Source organism: Enterobacter cloacae complex sp. 382A5, assembly GCF_050031095.1.
Taxonomy (GTDB): Bacteria; Pseudomonadota; Gammaproteobacteria; order Enterobacterales; family Enterobacteriaceae; genus Enterobacter; species Enterobacter cloacae.
In genome coordinates, this window is the sequence record NZ_JBLGVK010000001.1 from 1,692,804 (window position 1) to 1,709,202 (window position 16,399).

Annotated in this window: 18 protein-coding genes and 1 tRNA gene; 12 read left to right on the forward strand and 7 right to left on the reverse strand. The window is 52.3% G+C overall.

What is annotated here, in order from left to right; genetic code table 11:
• Window positions 1-4: 4 nt before the first annotated feature.
• A complete protein-coding gene (locus tag ACQG2G_RS07945; protein ID WP_023622203.1) occupies window positions 5-865 on the reverse strand; it encodes a pirin family protein in 861 nt (286 codons plus the stop codon).
• A gap of 109 nt (window positions 866-974) precedes the next feature.
• Here ACQG2G_RS07945 and ACQG2G_RS07950 point away from each other — a divergent pair, with 109 nt between their 5' ends.
• Complete coding sequence (locus ACQG2G_RS07950) at window positions 975-1,880, forward strand: LysR family transcriptional regulator (protein WP_013097179.1); 906 nt, start codon at window positions 975-977, stop codon at window positions 1,878-1,880.
• Window positions 1,881-2,012: 132 nt separating this feature from the next.
• Here ACQG2G_RS07950 and ACQG2G_RS07955 read toward each other — a convergent pair.
• Window positions 2,013-2,100: transfer RNA gene (locus ACQG2G_RS07955), tRNA-Ser, on the reverse strand.
• Window positions 2,101-2,331: 231 nt separating this feature from the next.
• Here ACQG2G_RS07955 and ghrA point away from each other — a divergent pair.
• The 4 genes from ghrA (at window position 2,332) to ACQG2G_RS07975 (ending at window position 5,246) form a co-directional block, all read left to right on the forward strand.
• Window positions 2,332-3,270 (forward strand): glyoxylate/hydroxypyruvate reductase GhrA, encoded by a 939-nt coding sequence (gene ghrA, locus ACQG2G_RS07960; protein WP_130627031.1) that lies wholly within the window; start codon window positions 2,332-2,334, stop codon window positions 3,268-3,270.
• An 84-nt stretch (window positions 3,271-3,354) separates the two neighbouring features.
• A complete protein-coding gene (locus ACQG2G_RS07965) occupies window positions 3,355-4,092 on the forward strand; it encodes a phosphatase (RefSeq protein WP_040019375.1) in 738 nt (245 codons plus the stop codon).
• Between the two features lie 20 nt (window positions 4,093-4,112).
• Window positions 4,113-4,667 (forward strand): TorD/DmsD family molecular chaperone, encoded by a 555-nt coding sequence (locus ACQG2G_RS07970; protein ID WP_013097176.1) that lies wholly within the window; start codon window positions 4,113-4,115, stop codon window positions 4,665-4,667.
• A 96-nt stretch (window positions 4,668-4,763) separates the two neighbouring features.
• On the forward strand, window positions 4,764-5,246 hold the full coding sequence (locus ACQG2G_RS07975; RefSeq protein ID WP_072200468.1) for a DUF1097 domain-containing protein: 483 nt from the start codon (window positions 4,764-4,766) through the stop codon (window positions 5,244-5,246).
• Between the two features lie 43 nt (window positions 5,247-5,289).
• Here the strand turns inward: ACQG2G_RS07975 and csgG are convergent, their stop codons facing one another.
• Genes csgG through csgD form a run of 4 tightly spaced genes read right to left on the reverse strand, consistent with a single transcriptional unit; the run spans window position 5,290 to window position 7,631 of the window.
• Complete coding sequence (gene csgG / locus ACQG2G_RS07980; protein ID WP_028027948.1) at window positions 5,290-6,123, reverse strand: curli production assembly/transport protein CsgG; 834 nt, start codon at window positions 6,121-6,123, stop codon at window positions 5,290-5,292.
• Window positions 6,124-6,149: 26 nt separating this feature from the next.
• Window positions 6,150-6,563 carry a curli production assembly/transport protein CsgF gene (gene csgF / locus ACQG2G_RS07985; RefSeq protein ID WP_029881945.1) on the reverse strand — a complete coding sequence of 138 codons (414 nt, stop codon included), beginning with the start codon at window positions 6,561-6,563 and terminating at the stop codon, window positions 6,150-6,152.
• A gap of 23 nt (window positions 6,564-6,586) precedes the next feature.
• Window positions 6,587-6,976: a curli production assembly/transport protein CsgE gene (gene csgE / locus ACQG2G_RS07990; protein ID WP_013097172.1), complete on the reverse strand. Its 390-nt coding sequence runs from the start codon at window positions 6,974-6,976 to the stop codon at window positions 6,587-6,589.
• Between the two features lie 4 nt (window positions 6,977-6,980).
• Complete coding sequence (gene csgD / locus ACQG2G_RS07995) at window positions 6,981-7,631, reverse strand: biofilm master transcriptional regulator CsgD (protein ID WP_023620195.1); 651 nt, start codon at window positions 7,629-7,631, stop codon at window positions 6,981-6,983.
• A gap of 744 nt (window positions 7,632-8,375) precedes the next feature.
• Between csgD and csgB the strand changes: the two genes are divergently transcribed.
• The 5 genes from csgB to ymdB all read left to right on the forward strand — a co-directional run bounded on the left by csgB (window position 8,376) and on the right by ymdB (window position 10,858).
• Window positions 8,376-8,831, forward strand: coding sequence for a curli minor subunit CsgB (gene csgB, locus ACQG2G_RS08000; protein ID WP_013097170.1), 456 nt, complete (start codon window positions 8,376-8,378; stop codon window positions 8,829-8,831).
• Window positions 8,832-8,872: 41 nt separating this feature from the next.
• Complete coding sequence (gene csgA, locus ACQG2G_RS08005; RefSeq protein WP_023620194.1) at window positions 8,873-9,334, forward strand: curli major subunit CsgA; 462 nt, start codon at window positions 8,873-8,875, stop codon at window positions 9,332-9,334.
• 61 nt (window positions 9,335-9,395) lie between these two features.
• Window positions 9,396-9,728: a curli assembly chaperone CsgC gene (gene csgC, locus ACQG2G_RS08010; RefSeq protein WP_095455638.1), complete on the forward strand. Its 333-nt coding sequence runs from the start codon at window positions 9,396-9,398 to the stop codon at window positions 9,726-9,728.
• A gap of 161 nt (window positions 9,729-9,889) precedes the next feature.
• Window positions 9,890-10,210 (forward strand): type 1 fimbrial protein, encoded by a 321-nt coding sequence (locus tag ACQG2G_RS08015; protein ID WP_095455654.1) that lies wholly within the window; start codon window positions 9,890-9,892, stop codon window positions 10,208-10,210.
• Between the two features lie 105 nt (window positions 10,211-10,315).
• Window positions 10,316-10,858: an O-acetyl-ADP-ribose deacetylase gene (gene ymdB / locus ACQG2G_RS08020; protein ID WP_045295774.1), complete on the forward strand. Its 543-nt coding sequence runs from the start codon at window positions 10,316-10,318 to the stop codon at window positions 10,856-10,858.
• A gap of 34 nt (window positions 10,859-10,892) precedes the next feature.
• Here ymdB and mdoC read toward each other — a convergent pair whose 3' ends face one another.
• On the reverse strand, window positions 10,893-12,032 hold the full coding sequence (mdoC, locus tag ACQG2G_RS08025) for a glucans biosynthesis protein MdoC (protein ID WP_013097165.1): 1,140 nt from the start codon (window positions 12,030-12,032) through the stop codon (window positions 10,893-10,895).
• A 255-nt stretch (window positions 12,033-12,287) separates the two neighbouring features.
• Between mdoC and mdoG the strand changes: the two genes are divergently transcribed.
• Together mdoG and mdoH are read left to right on the forward strand one after the other, a co-directional pair.
• A complete protein-coding gene (mdoG, locus tag ACQG2G_RS08030) occupies window positions 12,288-13,841 on the forward strand; it encodes a glucans biosynthesis protein MdoG (protein WP_020689627.1) in 1,554 nt (517 codons plus the stop codon).
• Window positions 13,834-16,362 carry a glucans biosynthesis glucosyltransferase MdoH gene (gene mdoH / locus ACQG2G_RS08035; RefSeq protein ID WP_038985525.1) on the forward strand — a complete coding sequence of 843 codons (2,529 nt, stop codon included), beginning with the start codon at window positions 13,834-13,836 and terminating at the stop codon, window positions 16,360-16,362. Before mdoG ends, mdoH begins: the two co-directional genes overlap by 8 nt.
• Window positions 16,363-16,399: the final 37 nt, after the last annotated feature.

The following is a 16,399-nucleotide window of genomic DNA, read 5'->3' on the forward strand; positions in this document are numbered from 1 at the left end:
ACGGTTAGATCTGGCCGAAACGGCCGGAGTTGAAATCACGAATGGCTTCATTGATTTCGGTTTTACTGTTCATCACGAACGGGCCGTAGCCCACAATCGGTTCATTCAGCGGCGCACCGGCCATCAGCAGTACTTTGGCATCGCTGCTGGCTTCCAGGTGTAACCTGTCACCTTCCTGACTCATGACCACCAGCTGTGCTTCTCCCGCGTGAGCCGTACCGTTCACCGTGACATGGCCTTCCAGCACCACCAGCGCCGTGCTCCAGCCCTCTGGCTGACTGAGCGTGACGTGGCTGCCCTGGTTGAGGGCAATGTCCCACACGTTCAGCGGTGAGAAGGTATGCGCCGGGCCGCTAACATCGTCGTAGTGACCAGCGATAACCCGCAGCGAGCCGCTGTTGTCGGGCAGCGTCACCACCGGGATATCGGCTTTGGTAATGCTCTGATAGCCCGGCGTGGCCATTTTGTCTTTCGCCGGCAGGTTGACCCAAAGCTGCATCATCTTGAGTTCTCCGCCTTTGTGCGCGAACGCGCTGGAGTGGAACTCTTCATGCAGAATGCCTGCACCGGCTGTCATCCACTGCACGTCGCCCGGACCAATGACGCCGCCTCTGCCGGTGGAGTCGCGATGCTCCACTTCGCCGGAATAGACAATGGTGACCGTTTCAAAACCACGATGCGGATGCTCGCCCACCCCGCGTTTTGTGCCGTCCGCCGGGAAGGTATGCGGGCCTGCGTAGTCCAGCAGTAAGAACGGGCTCAGCGACTCGCCGTGTGTCTGATAAGAAAACATCGAACGCACCGGGAAACCATTGCCAACCCAGTGTTGACGGGGGGCGGTATAGACGCCTGTTACGTTTTTCATGATGAACTCCTGATGTTCTGTTGATGTAATTAGCTTATATTCAGAGTTAATGTTCCGGTAGAGAGTGAAAATGGCATTCACTGTTCTGAAAATAGAACGATGAGGATTTATGCAGGATCTCAATGACTTTGTGTGGTTTGTGAAAGTGGTCGACTACGGTGGTTTTGCTGCAGCAGGGCGGGCACTCGATCTGCCTAAGTCCAGGCTGAGCCGCCGTATTGCGCAGCTTGAAGAGCGGCTCGGCGTGCGGTTAATTCAACGTACAACGCGACAATTTACGGTAACGGAGGTCGGGCAGACGTTCTATCAACACTGCAAAGCCATGATGGTTGAAGCGGAAGCAGCGGAAGAAGCCGTGGCCGCGCTGCAGGCGGAACCGCGCGGTATCGTCAGGCTCACCTGTCCTGTCACGTTGTTGCATGTGCATGTCGGCCCGATGCTGGCGCGGTTTATGGTGCGCTATCCCGGGATCAACCTTCAGCTGGAAGCAACGAACCGGCGGGTCGATCTGGTGGGGGAAGGTGTGGATGTGGCGATCCGCGTGCGTCCCCGTCCGTTTGATGACAGCGATCTGGTATTACGGGTGCTTGCCGACCGGGGACATTGCCTGGTCGCGGGCCCGGCCTTGATTGAACGCCTGGGAAAACCGTCGATGCCGTCAGAACTCAGCGCCTGGCCCGGGTTGAGTATGGGCGAGGGTAAGCATATCCATAAATGGCAATTATGCGGCCCGGAAGGCGCGAAAGCAGAAATCCATTTTACCCCGCGCCTGATTACCACCGACATGCTGGCGCTGCGTGAAGCGGCCATGGCGGGGATCGGTGTGGTGCAACTGCCGATATTGATGGTGAAAGATCAGTTGGCATCAGGAGAGCTGATTCGGGTGCTGGAGGCGTGGGAGCCAAAAAGAGAAGTGATTCATGCGGTTTATCCATCAAGACGCGGATTACTGCCGTCCGTCAGGGCGCTGGTGGATTTTCTTACAGAAGAGTATGCACGGATGGTTGAAGAGTAGTTTTTTGTAGGTCGGGTAAGCGCAGCGCCACCCGACATAAAGAGCGCACGGGGCTCAAGGTTCTCATCCCGCCGCAAGCGAGCAACATGCGAAAAAAAAGCCCGCATTTTCATGCGAGCTCTTCTTTAAATATGGCGGTGAGGGGGGGATTCGAACCCCCGATACGTTGCCGTATACACACTTTCCAGGCGTGCTCCTTCAGCCACTCGGACACCTCACCATATTGTCATCCCGTTGTTGTCGGGACGGGCGCTAATGTAAGGAAAAGCCGAACAGCCGTCAACACACTTTTTCAGTAAATTAGCGCATTTAGACAAACTTCAAACAACATGATTCTTAAATGTGCTGAAAGCGCCTTTTTTATCGGCAACGCGGTCCGGCGATAAATTTGTTATGCTGGCAATCCAGTTGAAAATGAAAATAAAACAGCGCAAAAAAGGCAGGAATGAGTATGGATATTATCTTCTATCACCCCACTTTTGATACGGCTTACTGGATTAAGGCACTTTCGGCAGCGTTACCGGGGGCGCGCGTGCGTGAATGGAAGCGCGGTGATAACGAACATGCAGACTACGCGCTGGTGTGGCATCCCCCGGTCGAGATGCTCCAGGGGCGCAAGCTGAAGGCCGTTTTTGCCCTCGGTGCCGGTGTGGATTCCATTCTGAGCAAACTGAAAGCGCACCCTGAAATGCTGCCGGAGGAAATCCCCCTGTTCCGCCTGGAAGATACCGGCATGGGCCAGCAAATGCAGGAATATGCCGTGAGTCAGGTGCTGCACTGGTTCCGGCGTTTTGACGATTATCAGGCCTTAAAACTGCAATCCCGTTGGGAGCCGCTGCCAGAATATCAACGTGAAGAGTTTACTATCGGTATTCTCGGGGCGGGCGTGCTCGGCTCAAAAGTGGCCGAAGCGCTGGCACCGTGGGGCTTCCCGCTGCGCTGCTGGAGCCGCAGCCGCAAGAACTATCCTGGCGTTGAGAGTTTTGCCGGAACAGATGAACTCCCGGTGTTTCTGAAGGGGACGCGCGTACTGATCAATCTGCTGCCGAATACGGCGGAAACGGTCGGCATTATTAATAGCGCGCTTCTGAATCAGCTGGCGGATCAGAGTTACGTGATGAATCTGGCGCGCGGGGTTCATCTGGTGGAAGCCGATCTGCTAAAAGCCCTTGAGGGTGGCAAGGTGAAAGGCGCGATGCTGGATGTGTACAGCCGCGAGCCGTTGCCGGCAGAGAGCCCGCTGTGGGCACATCCGCGCGTGGCGATGACCCCACACGTCGCCGCCGTGACGCGTCCGGCAGAGGCGGTGGCCTATATTACGCACACCATCAGTGAGATAGAGCAGGGCAACGCGGTGACCGGGCAGGTCGACAGAACGCGCGGCTACTAAGTGAAACCCGGCGTTAGCCGGGTTTTTGCTAATAATCGCAGCAGATAACTGCTATCCTTTGGAAAAACCGCAGAGGAGAGAGAGATGTATCCCGTTGACCTGCATATGCACACCGTCGCCAGCACCCACGCGTATAGCAACCTCCATGATTACATTGCACAAGCGAAGCTCAAGGGCATCAGGCTTTTTGCGATCACCGATCATGGCCCGGATATGGCGGATGCGCCGCACTACTGGCATTTTGTGAATATGCGGATCTGGCCACGCCTGGTGGACGGTATTGGGATACTGCGTGGCATTGAGGCGAACATTAAAAATACCGACGGTGAGATCGACTGCACCGGCCCGATGCTGACATCTCTTGACCTTATTCTCGCCGGTTTCCATGAACCTGTCTTTGCGCCTCAGGATAAAGAAACCAACACCGCAGCGATGATTGCCACCATTGCCAGCGGCAACGTGCATATTATTAGCCACCCCGGCAACCCGAAGTACCCAATCGATATTCAGGCTGTCGCGCAGGCGGCAGCGAAGCATCACGTGGCGCTGGAGATTAACAACTCCTCCTTCGTGCACTCGCGTAAGGGCAGTGAAGCGAACTGCCGCGAAGTGGCGGCCGCAGTGCGTGATGCCGGAGGCATGGTGGCGCTGGGTTCAGATTCCCATACTGCGTTCACACTGGGTGATTTCAGCGAGTGCCTGAAAGTGCTGAATGATGTTAACTTCCCGGAAGCGCAAATCCTGAACGTGACCCCTCGTCGCATGCTCGATTTCCTTGAGTCGCGCGGAATGGAACCGATTGCCGAATTTGCCGATCTTTAATTGTGTAATGGAATAAAAAAATGAATGAGTTTTCCATCCTTTGCCGCGTGCTGGGTACGCTGTACTACCGCCAGCCTCAAGACCCGCTGCTGGTCCCGCTCTTTACATTAATTCGTGAAGGGAAACTGGCGCAGAACTGGCCGCTGGAACAGGATGATTTACTGGAGCGCCTGCAGAAAAGCTGCGACATGCAGCAAATCTCCACAGATTACAACGCGCTGTTTGTGGGGGAAGAGTGCCGTGTTTCACCTTACCGCTCTGCCTGGCAGGAAGGGGCAACGGAAGCGGAAGTGCGCGCTTTTCTTTCAGAGCGCGGCATGCCGCTGACCGACACGCCTGCCGATCATATCGGTACGCTGCTGCTGGCCGCATCCTGGATTGAGGACCACGCCGGTGACGATGAGAACGAAGCCATCGAAACCTTGTTCGAAATGTATCTGCTGCCGTGGGTCGGGACATTCCTTGGGAAAGTTGAAGCGCATGCCACCTCGCCATTCTGGAGAACGCTGGCTCCCCTGACGCGTGACGCCATCGCTGCAATGTGGGATGAGCTGGAAGAAGAGAATGAAGAGTGATCATGATCACATTAGTTCTGCAACGCAACGCATCATCTTGCATATAATGTGCTTCTGATCTCATTTCCATGGCGCGCTTCTGCTAAGATGCGCGCCATGAACATATTACTTTGTATCGCACTCACAACAGGTATCCTCTCCGGGCTTTGGGGATGGGTGGCCGTCTCTCTCGGACTGCTCAGCTGGGCTGGATTTCTCGGCTGCACGGCCTACTTCGCCTGCCCGCAGGGCGGGATCAAAGGGCTTTTTATCTCAGGCTGCACGCTGATGAGCGGCGTTATCTGGGCGCTGGTTATCATGAAGGGCAGTGCGCTCGCTCCGCATCTGGAGATCCTCGGCTATATCATGACGGGCGTGGTCGCCTTTTTGATGTGCGTTCAGGCAAAGCATCTGTTGCTGTCGTTTGTACCAGGCACGTTTATGGGGGCGTGTGCCACCTTTGCGGGGCAGGGTGACTGGAAGCTGGTGGTCCCCTCGCTGGCGTTGGGGTTGCTGTTTGGCTATGCCATGAAGAACAGTGGTCTGTGGCTGGCGGCACGACGAGAAAAAGCGCAAAACGTGCCAGCGGTGAGTGAATAAAAAAAGGCGAGATAACTATCTCGCCTTTTTTATGCGCGTCCTGTCAGGATTCCGGAGGAACCGACATATCGCGGTATTTCACCAGTACCGGGTTTTGCACGTCTGCTTTGTTTTGCAGATCCCACAGCCCGCGGTCGATACCATCATTTATCAGGAAGATAACTCCGGTTTCAATGGCTGACATCAGGCACATCATCACCGGCTCGTTAGAGGTATAACCGATTTCACCCTCCAGCAGACGCTGATAGTCAATGAAGCGGAACACCCCGGCCTGCACTTCATAAGAGAGTATGGTTTTGCTGGTGGTTACCGAAGAGAGCACTTCCCCGGTACTGACGTTAACGACACGCAGGTTAACGGCAATTTGGTCGAGCTGATACTGGGTATCTGCACCGATACCAAAATAACGTGCGCCAGCACCGCCAGATTTCACGTTACTTTCGTAACCGATAATCGACCCTTCAATCATAACGTTCGCCGCAGCCAGAGATTGCAGCGGCATGCGGTTATTATCTGCAACGGTACCATTCTCCTGCGCCGCACGAATAATTTTTCGTTCATTTAACAGGTTTTGCAGCCCCTGACGTTCCAGTGGAATAAACCAGCGCGAATCTTTCAGCGCGGTCACCAGCATGGCGGTGGCGCTTTGCGGTACGGCCGTAGAGAAGTTACTTGCCGGGTAAGGTTTAAATTGCCCGGTTTCATCCTGAATGTTGTAGACGGAGACAAATATTTTACCTGTCGGGGCAGGCAAATGGGTTAAATCACGATAACTTTGAGCCCGAGGCATTAATGTCGGTTTTGCAGCTTCTTTAGGTGGAGCAGTTAAACAACCGCTCAATAAGCACACTGCAACAAGTATCAGGAAGCGCTGCATGATCGTTGTCCTTATTTTGGGGTTGTTCAAAAGTCAGTCGAGTTATTTTGTAAACCGGAAACCTGAATGGTTGAGGTTTTTCCGGTTTTACGATCGGTAACGTTCAACTGGAGCTGCCCGTCCCTGTTGGCAATATCGACAATGAAGTCATTGGTCACCATGCGGCCGGGTTTGCCGGTGTTGATATTGGTCAGCAAACCGCCCAAAATTTGCGACTGAATCGCCTGGGTGAAGTTGTCCAGTGCAGATGGCGTATCCACGCTAAAATCCTCGAAGCTGGGATCTTTATAAGAATTTTGCGCCTGGGCTTCATTTAACATGAACGCCCCATTATTCGGATTACCACCAAAGTTGGGATTACGGAACTGGAATGTCATATTCCCGGCCCAGCTTAATGGGGTGATAAGCATTATCGAAACAACTGCATATGCAATACGCATGACAGCCTCCGGATATAGGTTCGCTAGAACTCGTCTTTTGCTAAATCACTAGTGCTTAATAGCGCTTTGTCTATTTGCATGCGATTAATAGCGTCTTCTGATTGCGCCAGCGCCAAGGCTACGTTTTTATCGAAGTCTATTTTGGTGGGAAATAAAAATGTTTGATAAATAACGAACTGATTAGCCGTTATTGTTATCCAACTTCCCCATCGTGCACTGGGCCGCTCGTTGATTGTTATATTTCCAGGATACGTACTGTCCCATTTATCACTGAAGGCACGATAAAAATTGTGTCCGACAGAAGAGACGGTATGGTCCGTTAACAATCCGGGAACTTCGACCTCGACGGCCTTCAGGTTCCCGGCAGCGAGCAGAAAGCCCGCTGCGGCAATCCAACTCATGGTGCGTTTCATGTGATTAACGCCTGAGGTTATCGTTTGCCCATGAAACCGCCTGAGTTCGGTTTTTAACAGCTATCTTCTTGAAAAGATTATAAAGGTGCGTCTTTACCGTATTTTCGCTGATAAATAACGAACGGGCGATTTCAATATTTGAAGCACCAATGCGCAATTTGTTCAGGATCTCTTTCTCGCGGTGCGTTAGCAGTGCTGACTCTGAACTGTTGTAGCGGTAATTTCCGGAGTGCGTGATAAGGTAGCTGGCCAGCTTTTGCGAAAAATAACACTCTCCTCGCAAGATACCTTGCAGGCCTTCTACCACCCGATTCTCTTCTTCAGTGACGTAGAACACGCCATTGATATGCGGCCAACTTTCAATGTCCCGGAAAGGATACTCGTCAGGCGTATTCAATAATAACACGCGGATGTTATTGTTTTTCCTGCTCAAAGTATCTTGCCAGTAATGGATGAGCTTTTTATCCGCTTCCATCATATCGAAAAGAATAATGCAGCCAGGTGCAATATCATCGAAAGAACGTTGAATATTATGCAATTTCCCGTTCAGTGATAAAGATTGCTTTAAATGTTGTAATAAAGCGGTCGCCTGCAAAGAAGGTTTTGTGATCAACAGTAATGTATGACCATGTAAACTATGGACTTCATTATACATGATGAAACCCCACTTTTTTATGACACCTGGCAGTTGTCCTCCTGCGAAAAGAGGACACCAGAAGTACTGACAGATGTTGCGCTGCTGTGTGTAGAATCAAACCATAACCTCCACAAGGGAGGAAAATATAAAACGAATTTCGTACATCTAATTTCAATCTAGCTTTTACGAAGTTTAAAGCAAGTGTTAAACGTGTAACAAGATGTAAAAATCAATATTAATTTATGAATACGTGCCTTCTTGAAAGTCTTTAATTGATGAAAAAGTTGTACAGCTAAATAATGATGCACAGATTTTAAAAATCATACAATTATTTATATGTAACTGATTTTAATGTTTTTATGCTATTCTTTTTCAGAAATTTTAAAGTATGAGTTTCAAAAAAAAACTAACCTACGGAATGAATGCCGCTTCGCCTTAAGAAATCGCGTCTTGTGTCACACATTAACGTTAATGTCATCCTGTCGTTACGTTTAACCCTTCCTCTCTCGCGTCGGAACAGCCGCTGCGATGTTTCACTCATTTGCGATGGATAAGGCTTTATAGAAATTAAATGGATTCGCTTATCGCTATTTTTGTTCAGGAATTACTACTTTGAGGTGACCTGAAAAATAAAAATAAGCCGCGCGGGTGAGATATTTAACGTGTTTCGGCAGACATACTCTTCACCGTAACGACGCGTTAACAAAATATGCGTTGTTCTAACCTGAAGTCTTTTAAAACAGCCAGGTCCAGGGTGGCAACATGAAAAACACATCGTTATTTATGATGTTTACATTACTGGGAGCGCCTGGGGTTGTCACCGCGGCGAATTCAGATTTGGCTACCTCTGAATATAACTTTGCGGTAAATGAATTAAGCCGTACATCATTAAATCAGGCAGCCATTATTGGTCAACAGGGTGTACTTAATGACGCTCAGGTGCGCCAGGACGGTTCAAAATTATTGTCCATCGTTTCCCAGGATGGGTCAGGTAACAGGGCGCGGGTTGATCAATCAGGGACTTATAATATTGCGTATATTGCTCAGAGCGGCTTTGCGAATGATGCAGATATTACGCAGGATGGATTTGGTAATAGTGCGAAAATTATCCAGAAAGGGTCAGGTAATAGGGCAAGCATCACGCAGTACGGTACACAGAAAAACGCAGTTGTAGTGCAAAAACAGTCGCAAATGGCAATTCGCGTTATTCAACGTTAGTTATTCGCGGCGACTTTAATCAATCCGATGGGGGTTTTACCATGAAATTTATCAAAGTGGCAGCTCTTGCAGCAATCGTCGTTTCTGGTAGTGCTATGGCCGGTCTCATTGATCAAGGTGGCTGGGGCCATGGACACGGTCATGGCCATGGTCAAGGCGGTAATGGCCCAAATTCAACCCTGAATATTTACCAGAACGGTGGCGGTAACTCAGCTGTCGCCTTGCAGACCAATGCCAGAGATTCAACGCTGTCTATTAGCCAGAGCGGTGGCGGTAATGGCGCAGATGTTGGACAAGGTTCTGACGACAGCACCATCTCTCTGACTCAGAATGGTTTTGCCAACAGCGCAACGCTTGATCAATGGAACAGTCACGACTCCACAATGAATGTGAGCCAGTACGGTGGATTTAACGGCGCAATGGTTGATCAGACTGCGTCTAATTCTACGGTCAATGTTACCCAGATTGGTTTTGGTAACCACGCTGCAGCTTATCAGTATTAATACTGAAATCTGTGCTACAAAAAAACAGGGCCTCAGCCCTGTTTTTTTTCGGGAGTGCATCATGAATACCTTAATTCTCCTTGCCGCGCTTTCCAGTCAAATAACGTTTAACACATCGCAGCAGGGCGATATGACCACCATTATTCCCCAGGTTACGCTGACAACGCCGTGTGATTGTCAGGTACAAATCGTGGCTGAACGGGAAGGGCAGAGGGGCCAAAGTACATCACGCCAGCAAAACAGGCTTTTTATCCCCGCTAATCAGACGATCGATTTAATGCGGCTGAGTTTAAATATCGGTACGGGGGATACGGTGAACATTATTGTCACCGTCTCTGATGGTAAATCGCTTCATTTATCACAGCAGTGGTCACCGCCGGAGAAGAGGCTTTAATCATTCATAAAATCAATGATTTGCCAATGTGGCAGGCCTTCACCGTTGAGCTATGCTGATAACAGGAACTGAGCAACTAAGTTCCGAAACGTGAAATTACGTTTGCTTTAATGGAGCGCTTTTACCCCTCAAGGACGATTTTCATTGAGGAGTACATATACGTGACCAAATATATCGCTCAACTCGCTTCTGGTTTTAGTCTGCTCGTTTCTCTTTTTGTAACCCCGGTTTTTGCGGCGACGGTTGTTGAGGGTGGGGTCATTCATTTTCGCGGCGCGATTGTCGCCGACCCCTGTGAGGTGACTGCAAAAACGCGGCAGTTTGCGTTGTCATGCCCGGAAAATAACCGGATTCATACGCGCATGGTCAGTTATGAAGATGCACTTAATAGCCATGTGACCGATACCAGCCTCGCCACCCTCAGCATGAAGTACCTCAATCCTGAAAAAACGCTCGCGGTAGTACAAATTCAGTACCGCTGATGTCTGCTCTTCCGCTTTACGGCGGAAGAGGTTTTTCCCGATAGTTTTTTCTCTCGGGTACCTCTGCGATACACTTAAGAAAATGGCGGGAAGCAGAGGGTATTTATGAAACCGCAAATTGACGTTATTCATGGCGATATCACGACGATGCACGTTGATGTGATCGTCAATGCAGCCAATCCGTCACTGATGGGCGGCGGTGGCGTGGATGGCGCTATCCACCGGGCTGCCGGACCGCAACTGCTGGAAGCCTGCAAGACAGTGCGTCAGCAACAGGGGGAGTGCCCACCGGGTCATGCCGTTATTACGCTTGCGGGCGATCTTCCCGCGAAAGCGGTGATTCATGCCGTGGGGCCAATATGGCATGGCGGCGATCGGCACGAGGCGAGTATCCTCGAAGAGGCCTACCGAAACTGCCTGCGTCTGGCCGCTGATAATGGCTATAAAACCATGGCGTTTCCGGCCATTAGCACCGGAGTGTATGGCTATCCGAAAGCTGCCGCAGCGACGATTGCGGTAGACACCGTGTATCGTTACCTGTCGCTTAAACCGATGCCCGAAAAAGTGACATTTGTCTGTTTCGATGAGGAGACACTGCATCTTTATCAGCGGCTGTTGACCCAGCGCGGACAGGAATTAGAGACCTGAAACACACGCGGCGCACTCAGTGCGCCGCGTGTGTTTATGATGCTCTTACCTGCGGTTTCCCGGAGAAAAGGAAACGCAGAAGCGGTATCCGCAGGTGGATTTCGTAAAGCACGATGGCGATTCCAATCACAAAGACCAGCCCGGTAAAGAAGCCCAGCGTGTTGGAGGCGATATGCGGTGTGATATAGGCCCCGAAGAACAACGTCAGGGGGTGGTGCACCAGATAGATAAACAGCGAAGCATTGACGAAATAGGTGACGCGGCTGGACTTAAAATTAAGCAGCCGGTGGCCCAGCGCAAAGACCACATTCACCATCCACAGGCCCAGCAGCATGGTAATGACGCTCTCGGTTTCATACATCCACGCATCGCCGCTGCCGTAGCGCTGATTTAACAGATAGGCCGCAAACGCGATGGCGGCACCAAAAGCACACCACGGTGAGGGCGTCGTAAACAGCGATTTAAGCTTCGGATAAATAAAGGCCAGCGCCCCGATTAAAAAGAAGGGGATGTAGAACAGCGACTGCATCACCACAAAATTGAATAATCCGTCGCTCAGAATCGGCGGATAAACAATAAACAGCGTCCGTCGCACTGCCGCATAGGCGATGCCCAGCAGCAAAAAGAGCAGCGACAGTTTTCCCAGGGTGATACTGGCGAAAAAGGCGTTAGCTTTATCGCTTAAATGGCGGCGAAAGCGGCTAAAAATCAACACGCTGACTGTGGTAAGGACCACCAGCACCAGCAGGAACCAGAGGTGGGACACCAGCTCCCAAACCAGGGTGTTGTATTTTTCGTATAGCGACAGATTAGGCCAGTTCTCCGCCTTACCCTTTACGTACTGCAACATGATGAACTGCGGCAGCGTCAACAGAGGAATGGCGGTGAGCATCGGAATGCCGACGCGCTCCACGCGCACTTTCCACCAGCGCTTGATGGGGTAGCGCAGAAACAGCATATAAGAGAAATAACCTGAAATGACAAAAAACACCTGCATGCGGAAGGCGTGAATAAAGTCATTAAACAGCGTCAGCCACCAGGAGGGCATTTGACTATTAACATGCCAGGTGTGGCTGGAGTAAATCAGTGAAATGTGGAAGGGGATCCCCAATAGCATCAGCCATGCCCGGATCGAGTCGAGGAAGTATTCACGTTCTACAGGTGTTGTGCTCATATAACTTTGTGCATTCTCAGACTTTTCGCCTTATCCCTAAGACTCATAATGGTTACATTCGAAGCCAACCCTACACCAAGACCGACACCCTGTCTCCAGGATAAGCACGCAAAGTGAAAAGCGGGTTCTTTCATTTGCTTAATCCCTGAGCCAGCGAGCTGAACAAAGCGGTGATAATGTTGTCGGATTGCCTGAGTTTCCATTAAAATGGATCGGATCGATATAAGCACACAAAGGGGGAAGTGCTTACTTATTATGAAACATAAACCACAGATGATGAAAATGCGTTGGTTGGGTGCTGCAGTGGTGTTATCCCTGTATACCTCATCGGCACTGGCCTTTAACATCGACGATGTCGCAAAACAGGCAAAATCGATGGCAGGCAAGAGCTACGAAGCGCCGAAAAGTAACTTGCCCTCCGTTTTCCGCGACATGAAATATGCGGACTATCAGCAGATCCAGTTCAATCACGATAAAGCGTACTGGAACAATATTAAGACCCCGTTCAAGCTTGAGTTTTATCATCAGGGTATGTACTTCGATACCCCTGTTGCCATCAATGAAGTGACGGCAACGGCGGTACGTAAAATCAAATACAGCCCGGATTACTTCAATTTTGGCGATGTGCAGCACGACAAAGATACGGTTAAAGATCTGGGCTTTGCAGGCTTCAAGGTGCTTTACCCGATCAACAGCAAAGATAAAAACGACGAAATCGTCAGCATGCTCGGCGCCAGCTACTTCCGCGTTATTGGCGCGGGACAGGTGTACGGGCTTTCTGCGCGCGGCCTGGCTATTGATACCGCGCTGCCATCAGGTGAAGAATTCCCACGTTTCCGCGAGTTCTGGATCGAACGTCCAAAACCAACGGATAAACGTCTGACTATCTACGCACTGCTGGATTCCCCGCGTGCAACGGGCGCGTACCGCTTTGTGATCATGCCTGGGCGTGACACGGTGGTTGACGTGCAGTCTAAAGTCTACCTGCGCGACAAAGTGGGTAAACTGGGCGTTGCGCCGCTGACCAGTATGTTCCTGTTTGGGCCGAACCAGCCGTCACCGGCGACCAACTTCCGTCCTGAACTGCACGATTCCAACGGCCTGTCTATTCATGCCGGTAACGGTGAGTGGATCTGGCGACCGCTGAACAACCCGAAACATCTGGCTGTCAGCAGCTTTGCGATGGAAAACCCGCAAGGTTTCGGCCTTCTGCAGCGTGGCCGTCAGTTCTCTCGCTTTGAAGATCTGGATGACCGCTACGACCTGCGTCCAAGCGCGTGGGTGACCCCGAAAGGTGACTGGGGCAAAGGGAAGGTTGAACTGGTTGAAATCCCAACCAATGATGAAACCAACGATAACATCGTCGCTTACTGGACGCCGGATCAACTGCCGGAAGCCGGGAAAGAGATGAACTTCAAATACACGATCACCTTTAGCCGCGACGAAGACAAACTGCATGCGCCGGATAACGCGTATGTCATGCAGACTCGCCGTTCAACGGGTGACGTGAAACAGTCTAATCTTATCCGTCAGCCTGACGGTACCGTCGCTTTCGTGGTGGACTTCACCGGCCAGGACATGAAGAAACTGGCACCAGATACTGCCGTGACCGCCCAGGCCAGCATCGGTGATAACGGTGAGATTGTTGAGAACACCGTACGTTACAACCCGGTAACGAAAGGGTGGCGTCTGACCCTGCGCGTGAAAGTGAAAGATCCGAAACAGACCACTGAAATGCGCGCTGCGCTGGTCAGTAACGATCAGCCGCTGAGTGAAACCTGGAGCTATCAGCTACCTGCCAATGAATAATACATCTGAATATATTGATGCCATGCCGCTGACGGATATCGAAAAAGCGGCACTGCCTGAGAGCAACATCCGCGCGGTACATGCCGCGCTGGATGGGGAACATCGTCAGTTTTCACGTGATGACGATTCTCCGCTGGGGTCAGTGAAGGCACGTCTGGAGCAGGCATGGCCGGACTCGCTGGCAGAAGGGCAGTTGATTAAAGACGACGAAGGACGCGATCAGCTTCAGGCGATGCCGAAAGCAACGCGTTCTTCCATGTTCCCCGACCCCTGGCGTACCAACCCGGTTGGCCGCTTCTGGGATCGCCTGCGCGGGCGTGACGTGACGCCACGCTATCTGTCGCGTCTGACAAAAGAAGAGCAGGCCTCCGAACAGAAATGGCGTACCGTGGGGACGATCCGTCGCTACATTCTTCTGCTGCTGACGCTGGCGCAGACGGTTGTCGCAACCTGGTACATGAAGACGATTCTGCCTTACCAGGGCTGGGCGCTGATCAACCCGGCAGACATGATGGGCCAGGATATCTGGGTCTCCTTCATGCAACTGCTGCCGTATATCCTGCAAAGTGGCATTCTTCTGCTGTTCGCCGTTCTCTTCTGCTGGGTCTCGGCCGGTTTCTGGACCGCGCTGATGGGCTTCCTGCAGCTGCTGATGGGACGAGACAAATACAGCATTTCGGCGTCTACGGTCGGGGATGAACCCCTGAATCCTGAGCACCGCACGGCGCTGATTATGCCTATCTGTAACGAAGACGTTGACCGCGTATTCGCGGGGCTGCGCGCAACCTGGGAGTCCGTTAAGGCGACCGGTAACGCCGCCCATTTCGACGTCTATATCCTGAGCGACAGCTACAATCCGGACATCTGCGTTGCCGAGCAAAAAGCCTGGATGGAGCTAATTGCAGAAGTACAGGGCGAAGGTCAGATCTTCTACCGTCGCCGCCGTCGTCGTGTGAAGCGTAAAAGCGGTAACATCGATGATTTCTGCCGTCGCTGGGGTAACCAGTACAGCTACATGGTGGTGCTGGACGCCGACTCGGTGATGAGCGGTGATTGTCTGAGCGGTCTGGTGCGTCTGATGGAAGCTAACCCGAACGCGGGTATCATCCAGTCTTCGCCAAAAGCGTCCGGCATGGACACGCTTTACGCGCGTTGCCAGCAGTTTGCCACCCGTGTTTACGGGCCGCTGTTTACTGCCGGTCTGCACTTCTGGCAGTTGGGTGAGTCCCACTACTGGGGTCACAACGCCATTATCCGCGTGAAGCCGTTTATTGAGCACTGTGCGCTGGCACCGCTGCCGGGAGAAGGTTCGTTTGCCGGCTCGATTCTGTCGCACGACTTCGTGGAAGCGGCGCTGATGCGTCGTGCAGGGTGGGGCGTCTGGATTGCCTACGATCTGCCTGGATCCTATGAAGAACTGCCGCCGAACCTGCTGGACGAACTTAAGCGTGACCGCCGCTGGTGTCACGGGAACCTGATGAACTTCCGTCTGTTCCTCGTGAAAGGAATGCACCCGGTTCACCGTGCGGTGTTCCTGACCGGCGTGATGTCTTATCTCTCCGCGCCGCTGTGGTTTATGTTCCTGGCGCTGTCCACGGCTCTGCAGGTGGTGCATGCGCTGACGGAGCCGCAGTACTTCCTGCAACCGCGTCAGCTGTTCCCGGTGTGGCCACAGTGGCGTCCGGAGCTGGCGATAGCGCTGTTTGCCTCCACCATGGTGTTGCTGTTCCTGCCGAAGCTGCTCAGTATCATTCTGATCTGGTGCAAAGGCTCGAAGGAGTATGGCGGTTTCTGGCGGGTAACGGTTTCACTGCTGCTGGAAGTGCTGTTCTCCGTGCTGCTGGCACCGGTGCGTATGCTGTTCCATACCGTGTTTGTGGTCAGCGCGTTCCTGGGCTGGGAAGTGGTCTGGAACTCACCGCAGCGTGATGATGACTCCACGCCGTGGGGTGAAGCCTTTATGCGTCACGGCTCGCAGCTGCTGCTGGGGCTGGTGTGGGCTGCTGGGATGGCATGGCTGGATCTGCGCTTCCTGTTCTGGCTGGCGCCGATTGTCTTCTCGCTGATCCTGTCGCCGTTTGTGTCGGTCATTTCAAGCCGCTCAACGGTTGGCCTGCGTACCAAACGCTGGAAGCTGTTCCTGATCCCGGAAGAGTATTCGCCGCCGCAGGTGCTGGTGGATACTGACACCTATCTGGAGCAGAACCGCCGTCGTACGCTGGATGATGGCTTTATGCACGCGGTGTTTAACCCGTCGTTTAACGCCCTGGCAACGGCAATGGCTACCGCGCGTCACCGTGCCAGTAAGGTGCTGGAGATTGCCCGCGATCGTCACGTTGAACAGGCGCTGAACGAGACGCCAGAGAAACTTAACCGCGACCGCCGTCTGGTGCTGTTAAGCGATCCGGTGACTATGTCGCGTCTGCACTACCGTGTGTGGTCTTCCCCGGAGCGCTACTCCTCGTGGGTGAACTACTACAACGATCTGAAGCTTAACCCGCTGGCGCTGAAGGCGAAGTAAGTGGCAACGTAGGGCGGGTAAGCAATGTGCCACCCGC

Bases quoted from the DNA above. Each gene is read 5' to 3' on its own strand.
- ACQG2G_RS07945 (WP_023622203.1), bottom strand. From the start codon at position 865: ATGAAAAACGTAACAGGCGTCTATACCGCCCCCCGTCAACACTGGGTT.
- ACQG2G_RS07950 (WP_013097179.1), top strand. From the start codon at position 975: ATGCAGGATCTCAATGACTTTGTGTGGTTTGTGAAAGTGGTCGACTAC.
- ghrA (WP_130627031.1), top strand. From the start codon at position 2,332: ATGGATATTATCTTCTATCACCCCACTTTTGATACGGCTTACTGGATT.
- ACQG2G_RS07965 (WP_040019375.1), top strand. From the start codon at position 3,355: ATGTATCCCGTTGACCTGCATATGCACACCGTCGCCAGCACCCACGCG.
- ACQG2G_RS07970 (WP_013097176.1), top strand. From the start codon at position 4,113: ATGAATGAGTTTTCCATCCTTTGCCGCGTGCTGGGTACGCTGTACTAC.
- ACQG2G_RS07975 (WP_072200468.1), top strand. From the start codon at position 4,764: ATGAACATATTACTTTGTATCGCACTCACAACAGGTATCCTCTCCGGG.
- csgG (WP_028027948.1), bottom strand. From the start codon at position 6,123: ATGCAGCGCTTCCTGATACTTGTTGCAGTGTGCTTATTGAGCGGTTGT.
- csgF (WP_029881945.1), bottom strand. From the start codon at position 6,563: ATGCGTATTGCATATGCAGTTGTTTCGATAATGCTTATCACCCCATTA.
- csgE (WP_013097172.1), bottom strand. From the start codon at position 6,976: ATGAAACGCACCATGAGTTGGATTGCCGCAGCGGGCTTTCTGCTCGCT.
- csgD (WP_023620195.1), bottom strand. From the start codon at position 7,631: ATGTATAATGAAGTCCATAGTTTACATGGTCATACATTACTGTTGATC.
- csgB (WP_013097170.1), top strand. From the start codon at position 8,376: ATGAAAAACACATCGTTATTTATGATGTTTACATTACTGGGAGCGCCT.
- csgA (WP_023620194.1), top strand. From the start codon at position 8,873: ATGAAATTTATCAAAGTGGCAGCTCTTGCAGCAATCGTCGTTTCTGGT.
- csgC (WP_095455638.1), top strand. From the start codon at position 9,396: ATGAATACCTTAATTCTCCTTGCCGCGCTTTCCAGTCAAATAACGTTT.
- ymdB (WP_045295774.1), top strand. From the start codon at position 10,316: ATGAAACCGCAAATTGACGTTATTCATGGCGATATCACGACGATGCAC.
- mdoC (WP_013097165.1), bottom strand. From the start codon at position 12,032: ATGAGCACAACACCTGTAGAACGTGAATACTTCCTCGACTCGATCCGG.
- mdoG (WP_020689627.1), top strand. From the start codon at position 12,288: ATGAAACATAAACCACAGATGATGAAAATGCGTTGGTTGGGTGCTGCA.
- mdoH (WP_038985525.1), top strand. From the start codon at position 13,834: ATGAATAATACATCTGAATATATTGATGCCATGCCGCTGACGGATATC.